This window comes from Hyalangium ruber (genome assembly GCF_034259325.1).
Classification (GTDB): Bacteria; Myxococcota; Myxococcia; order Myxococcales; family Myxococcaceae; genus Hyalangium_A; species Hyalangium_A rubrum.
Genome location: NZ_JAXIVS010000015.1, coordinates 92164 through 110181, shown reverse-complemented (window position 1 = coordinate 110181; position 18018 = coordinate 92164). Strand labels below are relative to the sequence as shown.

16 protein-coding genes and 2 tRNA genes are annotated in these 18018 nt (G+C 63.9%); 13 read left to right on the top strand and 5 right to left on the bottom strand.

The features are described 5' to 3' along the window. The first annotated feature begins 58 nt into the window (after positions 1-58). The 11 genes from SYV04_RS34485 (at position 59) to SYV04_RS34435 (ending at position 9992) form a co-directional block, all read left to right on the top strand. Entirely contained in the window at positions 59-1180 is a 1122-nt protein-coding gene (locus SYV04_RS34485) for an AI-2E family transporter (protein ID WP_321550438.1), read from the top strand. 52 nt (positions 1181-1232) lie between these two features. Further along, on the top strand, positions 1233-1922 hold the full coding sequence (locus tag SYV04_RS34480; protein ID WP_321550258.1) for a uracil-DNA glycosylase: 690 nt from the start codon (positions 1233-1235) through the stop codon (positions 1920-1922). A gap of 95 nt (positions 1923-2017) precedes the next feature. Further along, positions 2018-2089 (top strand) — tRNA-Val (locus SYV04_RS34475). A gap of 75 nt (positions 2090-2164) precedes the next feature. After that, positions 2165-4093 carry a threonine--tRNA ligase gene (gene thrS / locus SYV04_RS34470; RefSeq protein ID WP_321550257.1) on the top strand — a complete coding sequence of 643 codons (1929 nt, stop codon included), beginning with the start codon at positions 2165-2167 and terminating at the stop codon, positions 4091-4093. 103 nt (positions 4094-4196) lie between these two features. Next, complete coding sequence (infC, locus tag SYV04_RS34465; protein WP_321550256.1) at positions 4197-4973, top strand: translation initiation factor IF-3; 777 nt, start codon at positions 4197-4199, stop codon at positions 4971-4973. Between the two features lie 92 nt (positions 4974-5065). Beyond that, a complete protein-coding gene (gene rpmI, locus SYV04_RS34460; RefSeq protein ID WP_321550255.1) occupies positions 5066-5275 on the top strand; it encodes a 50S ribosomal protein L35 in 210 nt (69 codons plus the stop codon). Positions 5276-5358: 83 nt separating this feature from the next. After that, on the top strand, positions 5359-5706 hold the full coding sequence (gene rplT, locus SYV04_RS34455; RefSeq protein ID WP_321550254.1) for a 50S ribosomal protein L20: 348 nt from the start codon (positions 5359-5361) through the stop codon (positions 5704-5706). Positions 5707-5855: 149 nt separating this feature from the next. Continuing rightward, positions 5856-6905 carry a phenylalanine--tRNA ligase subunit alpha gene (gene pheS, locus SYV04_RS34450; RefSeq protein ID WP_321550253.1) on the top strand — a complete coding sequence of 350 codons (1050 nt, stop codon included), beginning with the start codon at positions 5856-5858 and terminating at the stop codon, positions 6903-6905. 20 nt (positions 6906-6925) lie between these two features. Further along, positions 6926-9337, top strand: coding sequence for a phenylalanine--tRNA ligase subunit beta (pheT, locus tag SYV04_RS34445; protein ID WP_321550252.1), 2412 nt, complete (start codon positions 6926-6928; stop codon positions 9335-9337). Positions 9338-9429: 92 nt separating this feature from the next. After that, the gene (locus tag SYV04_RS34440) at positions 9430-9819 is read left to right on the top strand and encodes an integration host factor subunit alpha (RefSeq protein ID WP_321550251.1); all 390 of its coding nucleotides are present in this window, start codon (positions 9430-9432) and stop codon (positions 9817-9819) included. Positions 9820-9915: 96 nt separating this feature from the next. After that, positions 9916-9992, top strand: a tRNA-Pro gene (locus SYV04_RS34435). A 239-nt stretch (positions 9993-10231) separates the two neighbouring features. On the opposite strand, the gene SYV04_RS43825 is transcribed toward SYV04_RS34435, so the two are convergent. Further along, positions 10232-10336 carry a tyrosine-type recombinase/integrase gene (locus tag SYV04_RS43825; protein ID WP_422724003.1) on the bottom strand — a complete coding sequence of 35 codons (105 nt, stop codon included), beginning with the start codon at positions 10334-10336 and terminating at the stop codon, positions 10232-10234. Positions 10337-10793: 457 nt separating this feature from the next. Between SYV04_RS43825 and SYV04_RS34430 the strand changes: the two genes are divergently transcribed. Further along, a complete protein-coding gene (locus SYV04_RS34430; protein WP_321550250.1) occupies positions 10794-12299 on the top strand; it encodes a DGQHR domain-containing protein in 1506 nt (501 codons plus the stop codon). Continuing rightward, positions 12296-13036: an HNH endonuclease gene (locus SYV04_RS34425; RefSeq protein ID WP_321550249.1), complete on the top strand. Its 741-nt coding sequence runs from the start codon at positions 12296-12298 to the stop codon at positions 13034-13036. Before SYV04_RS34430 ends, SYV04_RS34425 begins: the two co-directional genes overlap by 4 nt. A gap of 161 nt (positions 13037-13197) precedes the next feature. Here SYV04_RS34425 and dbpB (SYV04_RS34420) read toward each other — a convergent pair whose 3' ends face one another. The 4 genes from dbpB (SYV04_RS34420) to SYV04_RS34405 are packed head-to-tail and all read right to left on the bottom strand — an operon-like array spanning position 13198 to position 17709. Beyond that, positions 13198-14355 carry a DGQHR domain-containing protein DpdB gene (dbpB, locus tag SYV04_RS34420; protein WP_321550248.1) on the bottom strand — a complete coding sequence of 386 codons (1158 nt, stop codon included), beginning with the start codon at positions 14353-14355 and terminating at the stop codon, positions 13198-13200. 23 nt (positions 14356-14378) lie between these two features. Then, positions 14379-15614, bottom strand: coding sequence for a tRNA-guanine transglycosylase DpdA (gene dpdA / locus SYV04_RS34415; RefSeq protein ID WP_321550247.1), 1236 nt, complete (start codon positions 15612-15614; stop codon positions 14379-14381). Beyond that, complete coding sequence (dbpB, locus tag SYV04_RS34410; protein WP_321550246.1) at positions 15611-16762, bottom strand: DGQHR domain-containing protein DpdB; 1152 nt, start codon at positions 16760-16762, stop codon at positions 15611-15613. Before dbpB (SYV04_RS34410) ends, dpdA begins: the two co-directional genes overlap by 4 nt. After that, a complete protein-coding gene (locus SYV04_RS34405; RefSeq protein WP_321550245.1) occupies positions 16759-17709 on the bottom strand; it encodes a hypothetical protein in 951 nt (316 codons plus the stop codon). The genes dbpB (SYV04_RS34410) and SYV04_RS34405 overlap by 4 nt, the downstream gene beginning before the upstream one ends. Between the last annotated feature and the right edge of the window lie 309 nt (positions 17710-18018).

Sequence of the window (18018 nt, the reverse complement as noted above, 5' to 3'; positions counted from 1 at the left end):
GGAAGAGTCTCGTGCCACGCCCGTGGCGCCTGAGGCCGCTCCCGAGCCGCCCCCAGTCCTGCACGTTGTCCCCCCAGAGGAGACACTGCCGCTTCCCGAGGAGGAGGCGCGGCGGATCGATCTGCTCTGGTCCCTGGTGATGGTGGGCATGCTGGGGCTGGTGTTCGTGTTGATCTCGGTGTTTGGCGGGGTGGCGGTTCCCGTGCTGCTGGCGCTCACGGGGGCGTACGTCTTCAACCCGCTGGTGACCGCGCTCGAGCGCCGCAAGCTGAGCCGCACGTGGGGCACGACGCTCGTCTTCGCGGGCTCCACGCTGGCGCTGGTGGGCGCGGTGCTCTACCTCATCCCGGTGTTCCGGGAGGAGGCGGCCAAGCTGCCGGAGTTCTTCCGTCGGGCCAGCACCCAGGTCATCCCCCGTGTGGAGGCGCTGCTGGGCGTGTCCGTGCCGGAGTTCGTGAACCAGCGGACCGCGGAGCTGGGCGCCCAGGCCTCGGATCTGCTCCAGAGCGCGGGGCCCACGGCGGCGAGCCTGGCCGCGCGCTTCGCGAGCAACACCGCCCGGTTCGTGACGACGTTGCTGGGGCTGGCGGTGGTGCCGGTGCTGGGGTTCTTCTTCCTGCAGGACTACCCTCGGCTCATCGGGCTGGTGCGGGAGGTCATCCCCCGGCGCGCGTTGGGGCTGGTGAGCCGCCGCTTCAGCGAGGTGGACGATGTGCTCTCGGCCTTCGTGCGAGGGCAGCTCACCGTGGGCTCCATCCTGTCGGTCATCTACGGCACGGGGCTGGCCATCGCGGGGGTGGACATGGCCATCGTCATCGGCGTCATCGCGGGCTTCGGGAACATGGTGCCCTACCTGGGGACGGCGATCGGGCTGGTGCTCACCATGGTCGGGCTGATGCTGTCGTGGCAGGGTCCCTGGCAGCTGGCGGTGGTGGCGGGGACCTTCGCGGTGGCCCAGCTGTCCGAGGGGCTCGTCATCACCCCTCGGGTGGTGGGTGAGAAGGTCGGGCTGGCGCCGGTGGCGGTCATCATCGCGGTGCTCGCGTTCGGCGAGCTGTTCGGCTTCGTGGGGATCCTCCTCGCGGTGCCCTTCAGCGCCATCCTCAAGGTGGTCTTGCGCGTGGTGGTGCAGCGCTACCAGAAGATGCCGCTGTACACAGGTGAGGCACCCAAGGGGTGAGCGTCGAGGCCCGGGTCCAGCAGTTGGAGGCCGCGGTGCGAGGTCGGAGCAGGTGACGAAGCTCGAGAAATTGCAGGCGGAGATCATCCAGTGTCGGGCCTGTCCTCGCCTGGTTGAATGGCGAGAAGAGGTGGCGCGGGTGAAGCGCCGCGCCTACCGGGACTGGACGTACTGGGGCCGGCCGGTAGGGGGCTTTGGCGATCCCCAGGCGCGGCTGGTCGTCATCGGCCTGGCACCGGCGGCCCACGGGGCGAACCGGACCGGCCGGGTCTTCACCGGGGACCGCTCCGGAGACTTCCTCTACGCGGGGTTGCACCGCGCGGGCTTCGCCAACCAGCCGACCAGTCAGCATCGGGACGACGGCCTCACGCTCAAAGGCGCCTACATCACTGCGTCCGCCCGCTGCGCGCCACCGGAGAACAAGCCACTGCCCGAGGAGCTGGCCCGCTGTGCGCCCTTCCTCGATCGGGAGCTGGCGCTGTTGCCCGCCCGGGTGTTTCTGGCGCTCGGGGCCATCGGCTGGAACGCCACCCTGGTGGCCCTGTCCCGGGCCGGGGTGAGCCTGCCTTCCCCCAAGCCGGCGTTCGGACACGGGGCAGAGGTCCCCCTGCCAGGCGGCCGGACGCTCGTGGGCTGCTACCACGTCAGCCAGCAGAACACGCAGACGGGCCGGCTTACCCCGACCATGTTCGATGCGGTGATGGGCCGAGTTCGCCAGTTGCTGGAGGCAGCGCCCCCCTGAATCGGCACAGGGTCAGGGAAGAGGAAGCGTCCACGTCCGTGTTTCCTTGACAGCTGCGGGAGGGCACTGCTATTCCCGCCGCGCTTTTCAGACAGGGGTCGTTAGCTCAGCGGTAGAGCACTACCTTGACACGGTAGGGGTCAGTGGTTCGATCCCACTACGACCCATCCCATCAGGAAGTCTGACACCGGGCGGCAAGGCTTCCAGTAAGCCTGCCGCCCGATGCATTTCGAGGTTCTGACATGTCCGACATGATCACGGTGACACTCCCCGACGGCAGCCAGAAGCAGACGGCCCGGGGGACTCCCATCGGGGACTTCGTGCGGGAGGGCATCGGCGCCGGCCTGGCCAAGGCCGCTCTCTTCGCCCGGGTCAACGGCCAGGACATGGACCTGGCCCGTCCGCTGAACGAGGACGTGAAGCTCCAGATCTTCACCACCAAGAGCCCCGAGGCCCTGGAGCTCATCCGCCACGACGCCGCGCATGTGGTGGCCAGCGCCGTGCAGCGGCTCTTCCCGGGCACCCAGGTGACGATCGGCCCGGCGACGGAGGAGGGCTTCTATTACGACTTCTTCCGCGAGAAGCCCTTCACGCCCGAGGACCTCGAGAAGATCGAGGTCGAGGCCAACAAGGAGATCGCCCAGAACCTGCCCTTCGTCCGCAAGGAGATCTCCATGGAGGAGGCGGTTCGCCTCTTCGAGGAGAAGGGCGAGAAGTTCAAGGTGGAGATCATCCAGGACATCGCCGCCAAGGGCGCCAAGACGCTGACGCTCTACAGCCACGGGGACTGGGTGGACTTCTGCCTCGGGCCCCACGCCCCGTCCACCGGCCGCATCGGGGTCATCAAGATCCTGTCCTCCAGCGGCGCGTACTGGCGCGGTGACCACCGCAACCCGATGCTCCAGCGCGTCTACGGCACGGCCTTCTTCGACAAGAAGGCCCTGCAGGAGCACCTGACGCGCATCGAGGAGGCGAAGAAGCGCGACCACCGCAAGCTGGGCAAGGAGCTGGACCTGTTCCACTTCCACCAGTACGCGCCGGGCTCGGCCTTCTGGACGCCCAAGGGCACCGCGATCTACCAGACGCTCTCGGGCTGGATGCGGCGGCTGACGGCCGAGCGCGGCTACGTGGAGATCAAGACGCCGCTGCTGTTCAACAAGGGCCTGTGGGAGATCAGCGGCCACTGGGGCAAGTACAAGGAGAACATGTTCCTGGTGCTCGACAGCGAGTCCGGCGAGCACGACTTCTCCCTCAAGCCGATGAACTGCCCCTCGCACCACCTGTACTTCGGCTTCAAGCGCCACAGCTACCGCGACCTGCCGCTGCGCTTCCACACCCAGGACGTGCTGCACCGCAACGAGGCGGCCGGTTCGCTGGGCGGCCTCACCCGCGTGCGCCAGTTCGCCCAGGACGACGCCCACATCTACTGCATGGAGAGCCAGATCGGCGACGAGGTCCGCCGCTTCGTCGAGTTCCTGGACCACGTCTACAACGCCGTGGGGCTGAAGTACTCGGCCAAGTTCTCCACCCGCCCTGAGCAGCGGCTCGGTGACGACGCCACATGGGACCGCGCGGAGGCCGCGCTGGAAGGTGTGCTCAAGACACTCAACGTGCCCTACGAGGTGAAGCCGGGCGAGGGCGCCTTCTACGGCCCGAAGATCGACTTCGACGTGTCCGACAGCATCGGCCGCAAGTGGCAGCTGGGCACCATGCAGCTGGACTACCTGGCCGCGCAGCGCTTCGACTTGTCCTACATCGGAGAAGACAACGCCGAGCACAAGCCGGTCGTGCTGCACCGCGCCATCTTCGGCTCCTTCGAGCGCTTCATCGCCATCCTGATCGAGCACTTCGCGGGCGCCTTCCCCGCGTGGCTGGCCCCCGTCCAGGCGACGATCGTCACCGTGGCCGACCGGCAGCTCGAGTACGCCCGCAAGGTGCGCGATCAGCTGCGCGCCAAGGGCTACCGGGTCGAGCTGGACGAGCGCGGGCAGACGCTCAACGCGAAGATCCGCGAGGCCCAGATCCAGAAGATCCCCTTCACCCTGGTGATCGGCGACAACGAGGTGGCGGCAGGGGGCGTGGCCCCCCGGCGCTACGGCGGCGAGGACCTCAAGAGCATGAAGCTGGAGGATTTCGAGGCCCTCCTGGTCAAGGAGGCCACCATCTCGTGATGTCGCACCAGGTCGGGAAGTCGATGACCTCCCTTGACTCCCTGGTGTAGAAAAGTATCTTGCGCCTCTTCCAAGGGAGGGAGGCAGGCCCGAACTCCCGTTTTTGGAGGGTTCTCCCATCGTACGCGATCAAAGAACCAATCGCCGTATCCGTGCTCGCGAGGTCCGTGTCGTAGGAGCGGCAGGCGAGCAGTTGGGTGTCCTTTCGATCGAGCAGGCCCTTGAGCGCGCTCAGTCCGAGGGGTTTGACCTGGTCGAGGTCAACCCGATGGCGAAGCCGCCGGTCTGCAAGATCATGGACTACGGCAAGTTCAAGTACGAGGAGAAGAAGAAGGCTTCAGAAGCCAAGAAGAAGCAGGTCGTGGTCCACCTCAAAGAGGTGAAGCTCCGTCCGAAGACCGAGGAGCACGACTACGAGTTCAAGGTCCGCAACATCAAGCGCTTCCTCGAGGAGGCGAACAAGGCCAAGGTCACCATCGTCTTCCGCGGTCGCGAGATCACCCACAAGGAGCTGGGCAGCGCGATTCTGGATGACGTGGTCAAGGATCTGAAGGAGACCGCGGTCGTCGAGCAGGCGCCTCGCATGGAAGGGCGCCAGATGTTCATGATCCTCGCGCCCAACCCGAAGGTGGCGCAGCGCGCGCGTGATCAGGCTCGGCAGCAGGCGGAGGCGGCGGCGAAGGCGGACGCGGCGGGCAAGAAGCACGAGGGTGAGGCGGGGGGCAAGAAGCAGGAGGCTGCCAAGCGGGAAGGCAAGCCTGCGGACGGCAAGGTGGACGCCCGGCCGGAGGGCAAGCCCTCGGAGGCGGCTCCCACGGCGGCGGCTCCAGCGGTAGAGGAGCAAGCTGCCCCAGTTAGCGCGGCTGGTGGGACGAAGTAGAGAGATTTGGCTGTCGGCTTCGGCTGTCGGCCTGTAACAGAAGGCCGAGAGCTAAAGAGCCGACGGCGCAACGTGAAGGAAGGATTGGGACGATGCCGAAGTTGAAGACCCGTAGCGGTGCGAAGAAGCGGTTGCAGGTGAAGAAGAGCGGCCAGGTGAAGCACGGCAAGGCCTACGGCAAGCACCTTTTCACCCACGGCAAGACGCCGGCCCAGAAGCGCCGCAACCGCGGCACGGGCCACCTTCGCGACATGGATGCGAAGAAGGTCATCAAGGAGATGTTCCCCTACGGGGCGAACTAGTTACTAACTACCCACGGACCCTGGCGGAGCGGCGTGAGGCCTGCGCCACGGGGTTCCCAGCTTGAGCAGTCGAGGAGTGTGTCATGCGCGTAAAGAAGGGTTTCAAGGCTCGCCGCCGTCGTAATCGGATTTTGAAGCTGGCCAAGGGTTACCGTGGCCGTCGGAAGAACTGCTACAAGCGGGCCAATCAGGCCGTGGAGCGCGCGCTGGACTACGCCAGCCGTGACCGCGCCGCCCGCAAGCGCAACTTCCGCTCGCTGTGGATCGTCCGCATCAACGCGGCGGCTCGCACCGTGGGCCTGTCCTACTCGAAGCTGATCGCGGGCCTGGCCAAGTCGAAGATCTCGCTGGACCGCAAGGTCCTGGCCGACATGGCCGTGGCGGATCCCGCGGGCTTTGCCGCCGTCGCCAACATCGCCAAGGCGGCCTGACGACTCCGGCCTGAGGGGCCGGCGGACAGAATCGCTGGGGAGGCTCCGGTTGGGGTCTCCCGGGCGTGAACGAGTACACGGGCTGCCTCGCCAGGGCGGCCCTTTTTTTTGCCCCCGCTCGCAAGGCGGGCGGGGAGGGGAGCAGAGCGATGCGGGATCGGTTGCAGTCTCTCGCGGAGTCGGCACGGCGTGACATCACCGTCGCCTCGGAGGTGTCCGCCGTCGAGGCGCTGAGGATCCGCTATTTGGGCAAGAAGGGCGAGCTGTCCGGCGTGCTCGGGGGCATGGGCAAGTTGCCTCCCGAGGAGCGCAAGGCGCTGGGCGAGGTCGCCAACCAGGTCAAGGCGGAGATCGAGAAGCTGCTCGCGGATGCGCTCAAGCGCGCCGAGGAGGCCGCGCTCGAGGCCGAGCTGAAGGGCGCGAAGCTGGACGTGACGCTGCCCGGTCGCGCGGTGGCTCCCGGCAGCCGGCACCCGGTGTCGCGGACGATGGAGGAGATCGTCCGGACGTTCGCGCGGCTCGGCTTCGAGGTGGCGGTGGGTCCGGAGATCGAGCTGGACTACTACAACTTCGAGGCGCTGAACCTGCCGAAGGATCACCCCGCGCGGGACATGCAGGACACCTTCTACGTGGACGAGGCGACGCTGGGCCACGCGAAGAAGGCGGACAGCCCGGTTCTGCTGCGCACGCACACGTCCCCGGTGCAGGTGCGGCACATGCTGTCGCACAAGCCGCCCATTCGCGCGGTGATGCCGGGCCGGGTGTACCGGCGCGACTCGGACATCACCCATACGCCCATGTTCCACCAGGTGGAGGGCTTGCTGGTGGACAAGGACGTGAGCTTCGCGGAGCTCAAGGGCACGCTGGACGCGTTCGTGAAGGCGTTCTTCGGCTCGGACACGCGCACGCGGTTCCGCCCGTCCTTCTTCCCGTTCACCGAGCCTTCGGCGGAGGTGGACATCTCCTGTACCTCGTGCGGCGGCAAGGGCTGCCGGGTGTGCAAGTCGACGGGCTGGCTGGAGGTGCTGGGCAGCGGCATGGTGCATCCCAACGTCTTCAAGTACAGCGGCTATGACCCGGGTGAGGTGACGGGCTACGCGTTCGGCATGGGCGTGGAGCGCATCGCCATGCTGCGCTACCGCATCGATGACCTGCGGATGATGTTCGAGAACGACGCACGCTTCCTCGAGCAGTTCTGAGTCCGGGAGAGGGTTGACCTGTGAAGATTTCGGTGAAGTGGCTCGGCGAGTACGTGAAGCTGCCGGCGTCGGTGGACGAGCTGGCGCGCAAGCTGACCGCGGCGGGGCTGGAGATCGAAGGCCTGGAGCAGCCCGGCGCGGCGCTCAAGGGCGTGGTGGTGGCGCAGATCCAGGAGTCCGTGCAGCACCCGAACGCGGACAAGCTGTCCGTGACGAAGGTGGACGCGGGCGGCTCCGCGCCGCTGCAAGTGGTGTGCGGCGCGAAGAACTACAAAGTCGGGGACAAGGTGCCCCTGGCCACCGTGGGCACGAAGCTGCCCAATGGCGTGGAGATCAAGCAGGCCGCGCTCCGGGGCGTGGACAGCTTCGGCATGCTGTGCTCGGCCAAGGAGCTGGGGCTGACGGAGGACTCCTCCGGGCTGCTCATCCTCTCGCCGGAGACGAAGCCGGGCACGCCGATCGCCGAGGCGCTGGGGCTGGATGACGTGGTGCTGGAGGTGAACGTCACCCCGAACCGGCCCGATGCCCTGTCGCACCTGGGCGTGGCGCGAGAGGTGGGCGTGGTGACGGGCGCCGCGTTCCGTTCGCCGGAGCCGAAGCCCGCTGAGTCTGGGGGCTCCGCGGCCGACAAGGTGAAGGTGCGGATCGAGGACTCGGCCCGGTGCCCGCGTTACGCCGCGCGCATCGTCGAGAACGTCACCATCAAGCCCTCGCCCCAGTGGATGCAGGACCGTCTCAAGGCCTGTGGCGTGCGCGCCATCAACAACGTGGTGGACGTGACCAACTACGTCAACCTCGAGTATGGCCAGCCGCTGCATGCCTTCGATCTGGAGAAGCTCGCGGGGCAGGAGATCGTCGTTCGCTGCGCGAAGCCGGGCGAGAAGATCCGCACGCTCGATGGCAAGGAGCGCACGCTCGACGCGGATGACCTGGCCATCTGCGACCGGGATCGGCCCCAGGCCATCGCCGGAGTGATGGGCGGGGCGGACAGCGAGGTGACGGAGGGCACGAAGCACATCGTGCTCGAGTCGGCGAACTTCCAGCCCTCCAGCGTGCGCCGCACGTCCAAGCGCCACGGCCTGCACACCGAGGCATCGCACCGCTTCGAGCGTGGGGCGGACATCGACGCAGTGGGGCCAGCCATCGATCGGGCCGCGCAGCTCATCTCGGAGCTGTCGGGTGGCACGGTGCGCTCGGGCCGGGTGGATGTGCATCCGAGCCCTCAGCCGCCGCGTCGGGTGGCGCTGCGCTATGCGCGGGTGGAGAAGTTCCTGGGCGCGGCGGTGCCGGAGGCGGAGTGCCGCCGCATCCTGGGCGCGCTCGGGTTCCGGGCGGCGGAGGACGGCAGCGGCCAGACGACGTTCGAGGTGCCGCGGGCGCGCGTGGACGTGGAGCGCGAGGAGGATCTGCTGGAGGAGATCGCTCGCGTGTACGGCTACGACAACATCCCGGCCCGGCTGCCGCGCGGGATCGCGGAGCTGGCTCCCGAGCCGGCCCAGGCCGAGGCCGAGCGGCGGTTGCGTCAGGCGCTCTCCGGCGTGGGGATGAACGAGGTGGTGAACTACTCGTTCGTGGCGCCCAAGAGCCTTGAGGTGCTGGGCGGGAAGGACGCACCGGTAGTGCTCATCAATCCGCTCAGCGTGGAGCAGTCGGTGATGCGCACCAGCCTGCTGCCAGGACTGCTGGAGAACCTCTCTCGCAGCGTGCGGCACCAGGTGGAGCGGGTGGCCATCTACGAGACGGGCCGGGCCTACTTCCGGGATCCGGAAGGCGGGCAGGGTCGGCGTCCGGCTACGCGCGAGGTACACCGGGTGGGCGGGCTCGTGTGGGGCCTGCGCTCCGGGCGTAGCTGGACTCAGAAGGACGCTCGGATGGACTTCTACGACGCCAAGGGCGCCGTGGAGGCGGTACTCCATGCCCTGCACCTGGATGGGGTTCGCTTCGTGCCGGCCGAGGCTCCCGCGTGGCATCCGCGTGCCTGCGCCCAGGTGCTTCTGGCCGATGGGACGGCCCTCGGGTACGTGGGCGAGCTGCACCCGCGCATCACCAAGGCCCTGGAGCTGCCGCAGGGCGTGTTCGCCTTCGAGCTGGACACCGAGCCCCTGTACGCCTCGGCCCGGCTGGTGCCCGAGTACCACTCGCTGCCGCGCTTCCCGGCCGTGCTGAGGGACCTGGCGGTGGTGGTGCCCGCGGAGCTTCGCAATGACGAGGTCCGCCGCGTGATTCTGGAGGTGGGAGGCGCGCTGGTGGAGGACGCCCTCATCTTCGACGTCTACACGGGCAAGCCCATCCCCGAGGGGAAGAAGAACCTGGCCTATGCCATCCGCTACCGCTCGCCCGAGCGGACGCTCACCGACGCGGAGGTGAGCGAGGCGCACCAGCGCATCATCTCCGAGGTGAACCAGCGGCTGGGCGGGGCCCTGCGCGCCTGAATTCCTGAGTGAAGTCAGAGGGTTGACACCCCTCTGGGAAGGCTGTCAGCATCCGCAGGCTTCACCGCACAGAAGGGTTGCCGAGGGAGCGTATGACGAAGGCGGACATCATCGAGGGCGTGTACGAGAAGGTCGGCTTCTCCAAGAAGGAGTCGGCGGAGATCGTCGAGCTCGTCTTCGACACCTTGAAGGAGACGCTGGAGCGCGGGGACAAGATCAAGATCTCCGGGTTCGGCAACTTCCAGGTGCGGCAGAAGAAGGCGCGGGTGGGGCGCAATCCGCAGACCGGCAAGGAGATCGAGATCTCGGCCCGTCGGGTGCTGACCTTCCGGCCGAGCCAGGTGCTCAAGAGCGCGCTCAACGGCGAGGCGCCTCCGGAGAACCACGCGGAGATCGACGCGCGCGAGGAGGAGGCGGACGAGCATGACGAGTTCGACTCCGAGGAGTTCGAGTCCGAGGAGGAGTCGGACGGGAAGTCCTGAAGCGAGCTGGTGGTTTTTGTACGGCTGCCTGCGGCTCTTGCTTGACGATGACGTCGTGTGGGGGCATAAGGGCGGCCCGTTTCTGACGGGAAGTACCGGGGCGTAGCGCAGCCTGGTAGCGCACTTGCTTGGGGTGCAAGTGGTCGCAGGTTCAAATCCTGTCGCCCCGACCATCGAAGGCCCTGGAGTTTCCGGTGAAAGCCGGTGACTCCAGGGCCTTCACCTTTTGGGCCCTGGCCTTCAGCCGCAAACTGGCAGCAAGCGGAGCGGGCCCAGATCCAGCAGCAGCCAGGGCCAATGGAACCTCATGGGTAGATGTAGGAGCCATGGTTCGGAAGGCGAGCTGGTTGAGGCTCTTGCGCATGTCCTCCACGACGAGGTGTCCGTACACCTCCGTGATGATGGCTGGGCCCTAGCGGTGGAGGATTCGCTGCAGGGTGGCCAGCGGGACTCCGGCCTTGAGCAGCAGGGTGGCAGTCGTGTGTCGCAGGTCATGGAAGTGTGGCGAGCGGGGCAGCGGCTTGGGTCAGAGCTTCATGCCACAGCAGAGGCAGAGCTCTGGACGGTGTGGCTCTTCGTCGCTACGTAGCAGCAGCCCTTGCGTCGGCAGACCCTTGTGCAGGGCGCTGTCTGGCGCACAGCAGTCCTGGAGGGACGCTCCTGCTTTCGATCTCGTCTGGGCGCGGGAACTGCACGACGCTTGCGAGAACGTGGGCGTCCCATACTTCCTCAAGCAACTCGGCACCAGGGTCCAAGACGACGCTTCCGTGCTCAAAGTTTGCCGAGCTGATTCACTTTACCGCGAGTGAGCGCCTGCCCGAGGGCAACATGCATGCTAGGGGGCTGACGTAGTCAAAGGCGACGGCGATATGAAGTCCCCCTCGGAACTTACGTCTAGTCGAGCGGAACGTGATGGACGTAGAGTAGATTCATTCTCCCTCGTTCGAACATCCTTCTACATCCAAGGATTGCCGATGAACTCTCAGCTCAGGTGCAATTTCCGCAAAGAAGAACTGGAGCTTGCTGCTCTCATTGGCAGTGGCGATGGAACTCCAACTGAAAAGGTAACTAGTCTTTTCGTGCAGTTGGACGACCCACTTCTATCTGAAAAGGATGTTGAGCAGTTGCTCTCTGGGGTCAGCACTGCAGACGTGCGCTCGGCGCTCGCGAAGTTGGTTGCTGATGTCATCCTTGAGGTGAGTACTCAGACTCAGCGTCCCTTCGATCCTGATGGGATCATGCTCTATCGGAAGGCAGGGACTGCGCCGGAACGGCTGCGATTGATTGCTGTCGAGGCGGACCTCGGCAACGAAGAGCGACGGTTCCAATTCACTTGCGAGGCGCGGCTCATTAGGTCAATTGCTCGTATTGATCGGCTTGACTCTCTTGCAGGGACCGGCAACCAACGCGGCGAGATCGAGAAGCATGTGGCCGAGATTGCGCAGGGGATCAGCAATGGAACGCAGATCCCTAACTCTGTGTTGTTGGTACTTCAGGAAGACCGTGTAGTTGAGCCCGAAGCCGAGGACGAAGCGCCCGAGTCGTTCATTCGAATCAAGCCTTTGTCGGAATTCACAACGGTTCCTATTCCGCACCAAGCGAACATGATGGCGCAACGGTTTCGTACCGTTGAGCTTGATTTCCCCTTCCGCAGAGCCGCGTTCGATGAAGAGAAGTCAGCGGTGCTTGTAGATGGTCAGCAGAGAACTGCTGCTTTGGCTTTGGTGGATGTCGACAAGGTTAAAGCGTTTCAGATCTCTGTGAACGCGAACGTGGGAGATGCTGATGCGGCCAAGCGCGTATTCATGATTGCAAACAGTACGCAAAAGATTGAAACGCAGTTTTCGCGTGCTCTGTTGGCCTCCATGGATGATCAGAGCGTTGGCTACCTCCAGAAGGAACGTGCGCGGGCGCTTGCCGCCAAGGCGCTGGCGCTTGATGATCCTTCCTCGCCATTTAAGGGGCTTATTCAATATCCTGGTGTTAAGAACGACAAGCGCCCGCCGATTGCGTACAACTCGCTGTTTCAGGTCGTGAGCACGTTTGCGAACTCAAGCGTTGACTTTGGTGAGAATCCAGAGCGACTCGCGTCAGTTGTGAAGCGCTCGTACGAGTTGGTTAAGAAGGTTTGGCCAGTGGCATGGGGGCAGAAGCCAAAGGACTCAAGGCTGATGCACGGGGCCGGGCTGCGGGCAATGGCGTTCCTTCTAGCCAACAAGCTCGAACAATTGTTCTCCAACCATGGGGATCTGGATAGCCCGGAACTCTGGTCCGACCTCGAAGCGAGCTTGACCCGGTTGCGAACGAGGGTGGTTTGGAGCTTGATTGAGACACAGGACTCAACCGAGAAGGCGAAGACAAACTACACCAAGGAAGTTTCGACTCGCCAAAACACCAACAACGATATCGCAGAACTCGCTAACTTCTTGAAGAAGGAGAGCCTGCAGTTGGATACGAATGCGCGAGCCAGGAAGTCTTGAAAGGCAAGTGCGAAATGGATGCCTCAAAGCAACTGCTTGAAGAACTGACTCAAGCATGTGCTGAACTCGGCGTCGACCTCTCCGAAGCTCTTCAGGAGAAGTTGCAAGAGGTGAAACTGCGAGGGTTCTGGCGGTGTGTTCCGAATGCTCGTGTAAAACCAGAGCACCTTGAAGGATTCCTCGAAAGTGTTCTCGGGGTGACGCCTCCCGAGAGTTTGGTGGAAAGACTGGAGGAAACCAAGCGCGGGCCGCGACTAAGTCACGATGAATATCTGAGGATTGAGGAGGCGCAGAACTATCGGTGTGCGCTTTGCGGAATTGAACTCAGAGCAGGGGTGAAACCTCAGGTTGATCATATTGTCCCGGTTGCTTTCTTTGGTAGGTCGGAAGTCGATAATTACCAACTGCTTTGCCAGAAGTGCAACTTGGGCAAGAGTTCGCTGCTGCATTGGGTAATGGGAATGCCGTTTTTTGACGATCCTGGCGACATTACCTATCGAATGCGATTTTGCGTTCTGTCTAGATTTCGAGGACGCTGTGAGGTGCTTGGATGCGACGAATCATCTGTCTCAAGCGAGATGAACGTGGCTCCGAGAATACCCGTGGCAAATGGCGGCCGACTAATCTTCGACAATCTTCGCGTCCTCTGTGATATGCACATGCGAAAGAATCGTGAGGAGCAAATGCGTCGCGCGGAGATGCAGGTTCGACGTTTGCGTCTAGGCGTTGCGGCGTAGAAGTCGTTGCACTCGCGCTGGTTGCGCAACTTCGGTCGACTTACCACCCGCAGTGACGTGTGTCGCTTGGAAATGTGATGTGCGATGGAAGAGAGTGGCGGGGGGCTTCATGAGAGTGGGCTCCGTGTATGCCCGCCACCTCGTAACAATGATGAAGTGTTTTATGCTTGCGGGCTCAGCTCTAGTTGCCGCCCTCGAGCGGTGGGGGCACGGTTCCACACTAGGGCTTTGTACTGAATGACCAGGTGATTGGATAGCAGGGCGATGTCCTTCTTGGTGTTCTGAATCTCGTCCCACTTGCGCTGTTGATTCTGACCGAAGTCCCAGTAGCCGTCGGACCAGCGGCAGAGTTCCTTAAGGGGAGAGAGGTCCTTGGCGAACTGGTCCTTCGTAGGCAATCCCTTGTTGCGGTAGCGCTCGGAGATGGCATCCATGAGGAATCCGAGACTCACCACGCCCGCGCCGTGCAGCAGGCGTGAGTCCTTGGGTTTCTTGCCCCATTCTTTGGAGAAAACCTCCCTTACTGCGGACCAGAAGGAGAAAAGGACGCCGAGTATCTGCTCGACCTCCAACTCGTCCCCGCCCGCTTGGTTCATCCTGTAGAGCACTCCGTCGCTCAAGGAGTTCTCCAGCATCTTCAGGATGGAGTTGTCCTTAATAATTCCGCCCGGCGTTGTGGCAGTCTGGATCATCCCCTTCAATGGTGATGAATCACGGGTATTGAGCCGCGTGAGCAGCAGAGAGGGCAGCTTTCGCCGCGACAGCAGTGAGGGTAGCTGCGCATCCGTGTTCGGAAGCAACTCGTAGATAAGTCCTTTAGGAAGGGGCTTCGTAGAGTTTACGAGGATGAACTGCTCCGTTTGCTCGCGCACATCATCCGTAATGAAACCACTGGCGCACACCGGGAACTGCGCGACGTTCGCATCGCGGATGGCTGCCAAGCGTTGTTGCCCGTCCACGATGAACCCCGGACGCCGCTCCTCAGGCAGGCTCTCATCTACGGGAACGACGAGTTCGCCCATCCGAGAGTAGGGGCTTTGGGGCCCGGCGAAAGGTTCGAAGCGCACCCGCGAGTCGAAAGCGATGACCACGGCATTGGGCACCATAGGCGACTCGCTCTCTACGTAATTGCGGATCTCCTCGATGTGCGAGAGCACCTCGGGGCGCTGATAGCCACTTAAATTCCCGTCCTCGGAGCGGCGGATGCGGGAGATCGTGGCGAAGCGGTGCACGAGCTTGCCGTCCACCGCGAAGGTATAGAGCGTGCGGCGCTCGGACTGCTTCACCTCGATGGCCGGGATGCGTAGCGTCTCGTTCATTGTGGTCCTCGCGTGGAGAGGAGTCAGGCTGCAGCAAGCCCCAGTTCGCGCTGCAGGCGGCGATAGAACACCCAGGTGTTGTGGAAGCCGCGGCGCCGGTTGCGCTCGGCCCCGCGAAAGAGAATGATGTGGTAGCCAAGTGTGCGGCACACGTCGCACGGGCAGTGCTTCCAGGGGCGCACTTCTAGGACTTCCCGGTAGGCGTCCTGGTGCGAGGCCTCCCCGTCGTAGAACTCTTCATAGCGACTGAGGCGCTCAAGGACGTGGTCTACCTTGACCTCGCCCGCGTCGAAGCGGCGCATGGCCTCCAGACAGGCCTTTTCGAGTTCCCGCGCCCGCTCCTGATTTAGCTTGCCTGAGGAGATGAGTTTCTGAAGCTTCGGGTTACCCTCGACCTGCGGAATTCGCACTGCAGTATAGGTACGCTGGAGAGTGTAGAAGTTGTCCTTGCCGTCTTTAAATGCTTGCCGAAGCGGCGCGGTGCTGTCGAAGCTAGCCACGCCGAGCCGGGCGAAGTCCTGAACGGTCTCAATGCGGCTGATACCGAGCAGGTGCAGGCGCGTGTCGTCGCGCCGCACGCAGTTCATTTCCCGAAGCGTCGCCAGGATTTCGTGCGTCTTGAGCGGGACCATGCCCCCTACTGCCACGTACCGGTAGCCGATTCGCTGGAGTTCCTTGAGCGAGCGCGCATAGGAGCGCGGGCTCCATCCCTGCGCCACGCCGAGCGGGGTGAAGGGGAGGGCGTCGCGCTGATGAAGGTCGAAGAAGTTCTGGGCTAGCGAAAGCGTGAGCTCTTGGCGCTCCTGCATCTCCGCCAACGCACCAGTTTGGTCCCACTCGGGCTGGTAGGCCAAGATGACGTGGTCGAGTGAGATACCGTAGTCGAAGCCGCACTCTACGTAGAAGGAGGCTAGATCTTCCACGGTGTACGGTGGCTTCTCTTCCTTCACGTAGGTGAACGCGCCGCAGTCCCCCATCATTGGGATGGCGCCCCACTTCACCCGCGAGAGTCGGAAAAAGTCCGGCGCCCCGGTGCGCAGCAGGCGCTGTCGCTGGGCGAGGGTATAGCGGCTCGTGGTGGCACCGAAGCCGTCCACGATGCCCTTGGACACCAGGATGCCGTCGTAGGCGCGCTCGGTGAAGACCTCGTGCGCGTAGAGGTCGTCTCGCTGCCGCTGGCGCGTAGCCAACCGGCGCTCGGTGTCAAAGTCGAAGCTAGGGTCGACGAGATCCTGGCTGTCGGGGAGGAAGTACCTCATCGTCCCGTTCCTGCACCGTTCAGGTGAAGTCGCTGAATGTGGTTCGTCAGAATGCGGACATGGTTTGGGACATTTTGAAGCTCATTCCAACGCAGTCCGCCGAGCTCCTCCCAGGTCCCGGCGGTCCAGTTGCACTTGGTACGCAGCGGGGCCAGTTCCTTCCTGACGCGGTTCGGCAGGGACCGGTCATCAACGTCCGCAGTGCTCATCACGCGGTCCATAAGCCGCGCCATGGCCTTGAGACCGACGCTGTGCATAAGGCGGCTCTGAGTCGGAGGCAGGCCCCAGGCGTTCGGGAACGTGTCCTTCACTGCGCTCCAGTACACCTGGAGGAGCCGCTGGATACGCTCGAAGTCCGTCTCCCCTGTCGCAAGATTGCGGTACGCAAAGAGGCAGCCATTCGGGGAGCTGAAGCTCTCCTGCAAGACCTGAATGAGGGCTGTGTCCGACACCACGGTTCCCTTGCGCTGCCGCCGGTCTGCTGAAGAGCGCCGGATCAGGCCATAGAACGGCGAGGACGGGTCCCGGTTCAGGGACTCGCACAATGCAGCCGGAGCACGACGGGCAGACAGATTGGGCGGAAGAACCGTGGAGACCTGGGGCAGAAGTTCGGAAATGAGGCCGCGCGGGAGCGGTTTGGAGCTGTTGACCCGAAGGAACTGCTCGCGCTGCGTTTCCAGGTCATCCGCGATGAATGCGCTCACCGGGATAGGAAGATCGCTCCTCCTCGCCCGAGAGATCGCTAGGGCACGCTGCTGGCCGTCCACAATCCAGGCGGGCTTGCGCTCACCGGAGCGCGGCAGGCGCAGAATGAGCGTGCCGGCCTCACCAACGCCGTCGCCCTCAACTTTCGGCCCGCGTACTTGAACGAATCTGACTGCCGAAGAAAGGGCGAGAATGAGGGTGTTCGGGAAGAGCACCTGCCCCGAGTTGCTGTTCAGATAGTCGACGATGTTCTGGACGTGCTTCCGGACCTCCGGACGCTGGTAGCCGATGAGATCGCCTCCACCGTCACGGGACACTCTCGAGATGTCCGCGATCTGGAACAGTTCATCAGGTTTAAGCGCGAACAGGTAGAGCGGATGTTTGCGGTCTTGGACCAGCCGAAGTGCACGCCTGCGCAGGTCTCTAGGGGCGTTGGAGGTCATGATGTGGGCTTCACCGAAAGATAGAGTTCGCGGAAACGACCCTGCTCACAAGCGCGGCCAGAGGCGCGGAGTTCCCGGAGCAAGCGGCTGTGGGAGAGCGATGGCTCCTGTGTGAGTCGGCTTCGAATGAACTGAAGAACTTGGACGTCGCGCTGCTTCTCGCGGTCGTACTGCTTGAGGCTCGGGCACGCGCGCACCCAGTCGGCGCACATCGCTTGAGCAGTGGGAGCGTTCAAGTGCTCAGGAGGCAGTGCCTCCAGAAGCTTCCGCGCTACGCGCGCGTGGAGAGAGGTGCGCCCGCCCGCTACGAGATGCTGAAGTTCCGCGACGGACTGGACGAGATTCTCCTCAAGGATTGCAGCATCCGGTGTCAATCCGCTCGATACGATGACGAGGCGGTCCGGAGACGAGAGTGCCGCTCGTGTCTCCACCAAGTCGTTGGCCATCGCGGTCAGGTACATGGGGGACGCAACGACGAGGATCGTGCTACGCGGCGAGCGTTCCGCCAGGTGCATGATCCGCCGCGGAGCCCCGGCTACGGGGCCCGGATGCTTAGCAAGCCCCTCCCACCAGCTCTGGAGCGCGCCCGCTGCTTCGGCCGCAGCTCCCACATGCACGGAGTCGGCTACTCCGCGCCTGAACGTCGCGGAGTAGGGGACAAGCACTGCGTCAGCGGGAACAAGGCCGTAACCGGCAGAGGCTACCCAGAGGTAGGCTACCTGCCATGCATGCTGCGCGACCAGTGGCAGATCGCACGTTACGGACCAAAGGTCACCGACGTATAGGTCGGTCGCAGTGAGCTTGGGGCTGGGATCACTGCTGAGTGCAGTCCACCACGACTCAAGGCGGCGCGAGCCCTTCGGGATGTCCCCGAGCCGAAGAGGCACAGCCTTGCCCCGGCGCTTTCGGTCCGTGCAACTCGCGATGATGTGGATGTGCGACGACACGATGTCCCTACAGTTTCCAGGTGTAGCTCTCGGCCGGAAACTGCAGCGGCTCGGGCCACCAAGGATCGTGCAATTTCGGCGCTCGGGCAAGAGATCCGCAACCACCGACATGTCGGAACTTCAGTATCTCCCGCTATGCACCACTGGCGGCCGCTAGTCGTCCTGCCCCTGAGTACACCAACAAGGCGCTACCTGCAAGGTAGGGTGGATGCAGGCAGGGGGCGTTTGCTCCGGACACGACGATATGTCGTGAGGCCGCGCAAGCGGTCCGGTGCATTTTTCTAAATCGCGGGTGGGAAACTGTAGACC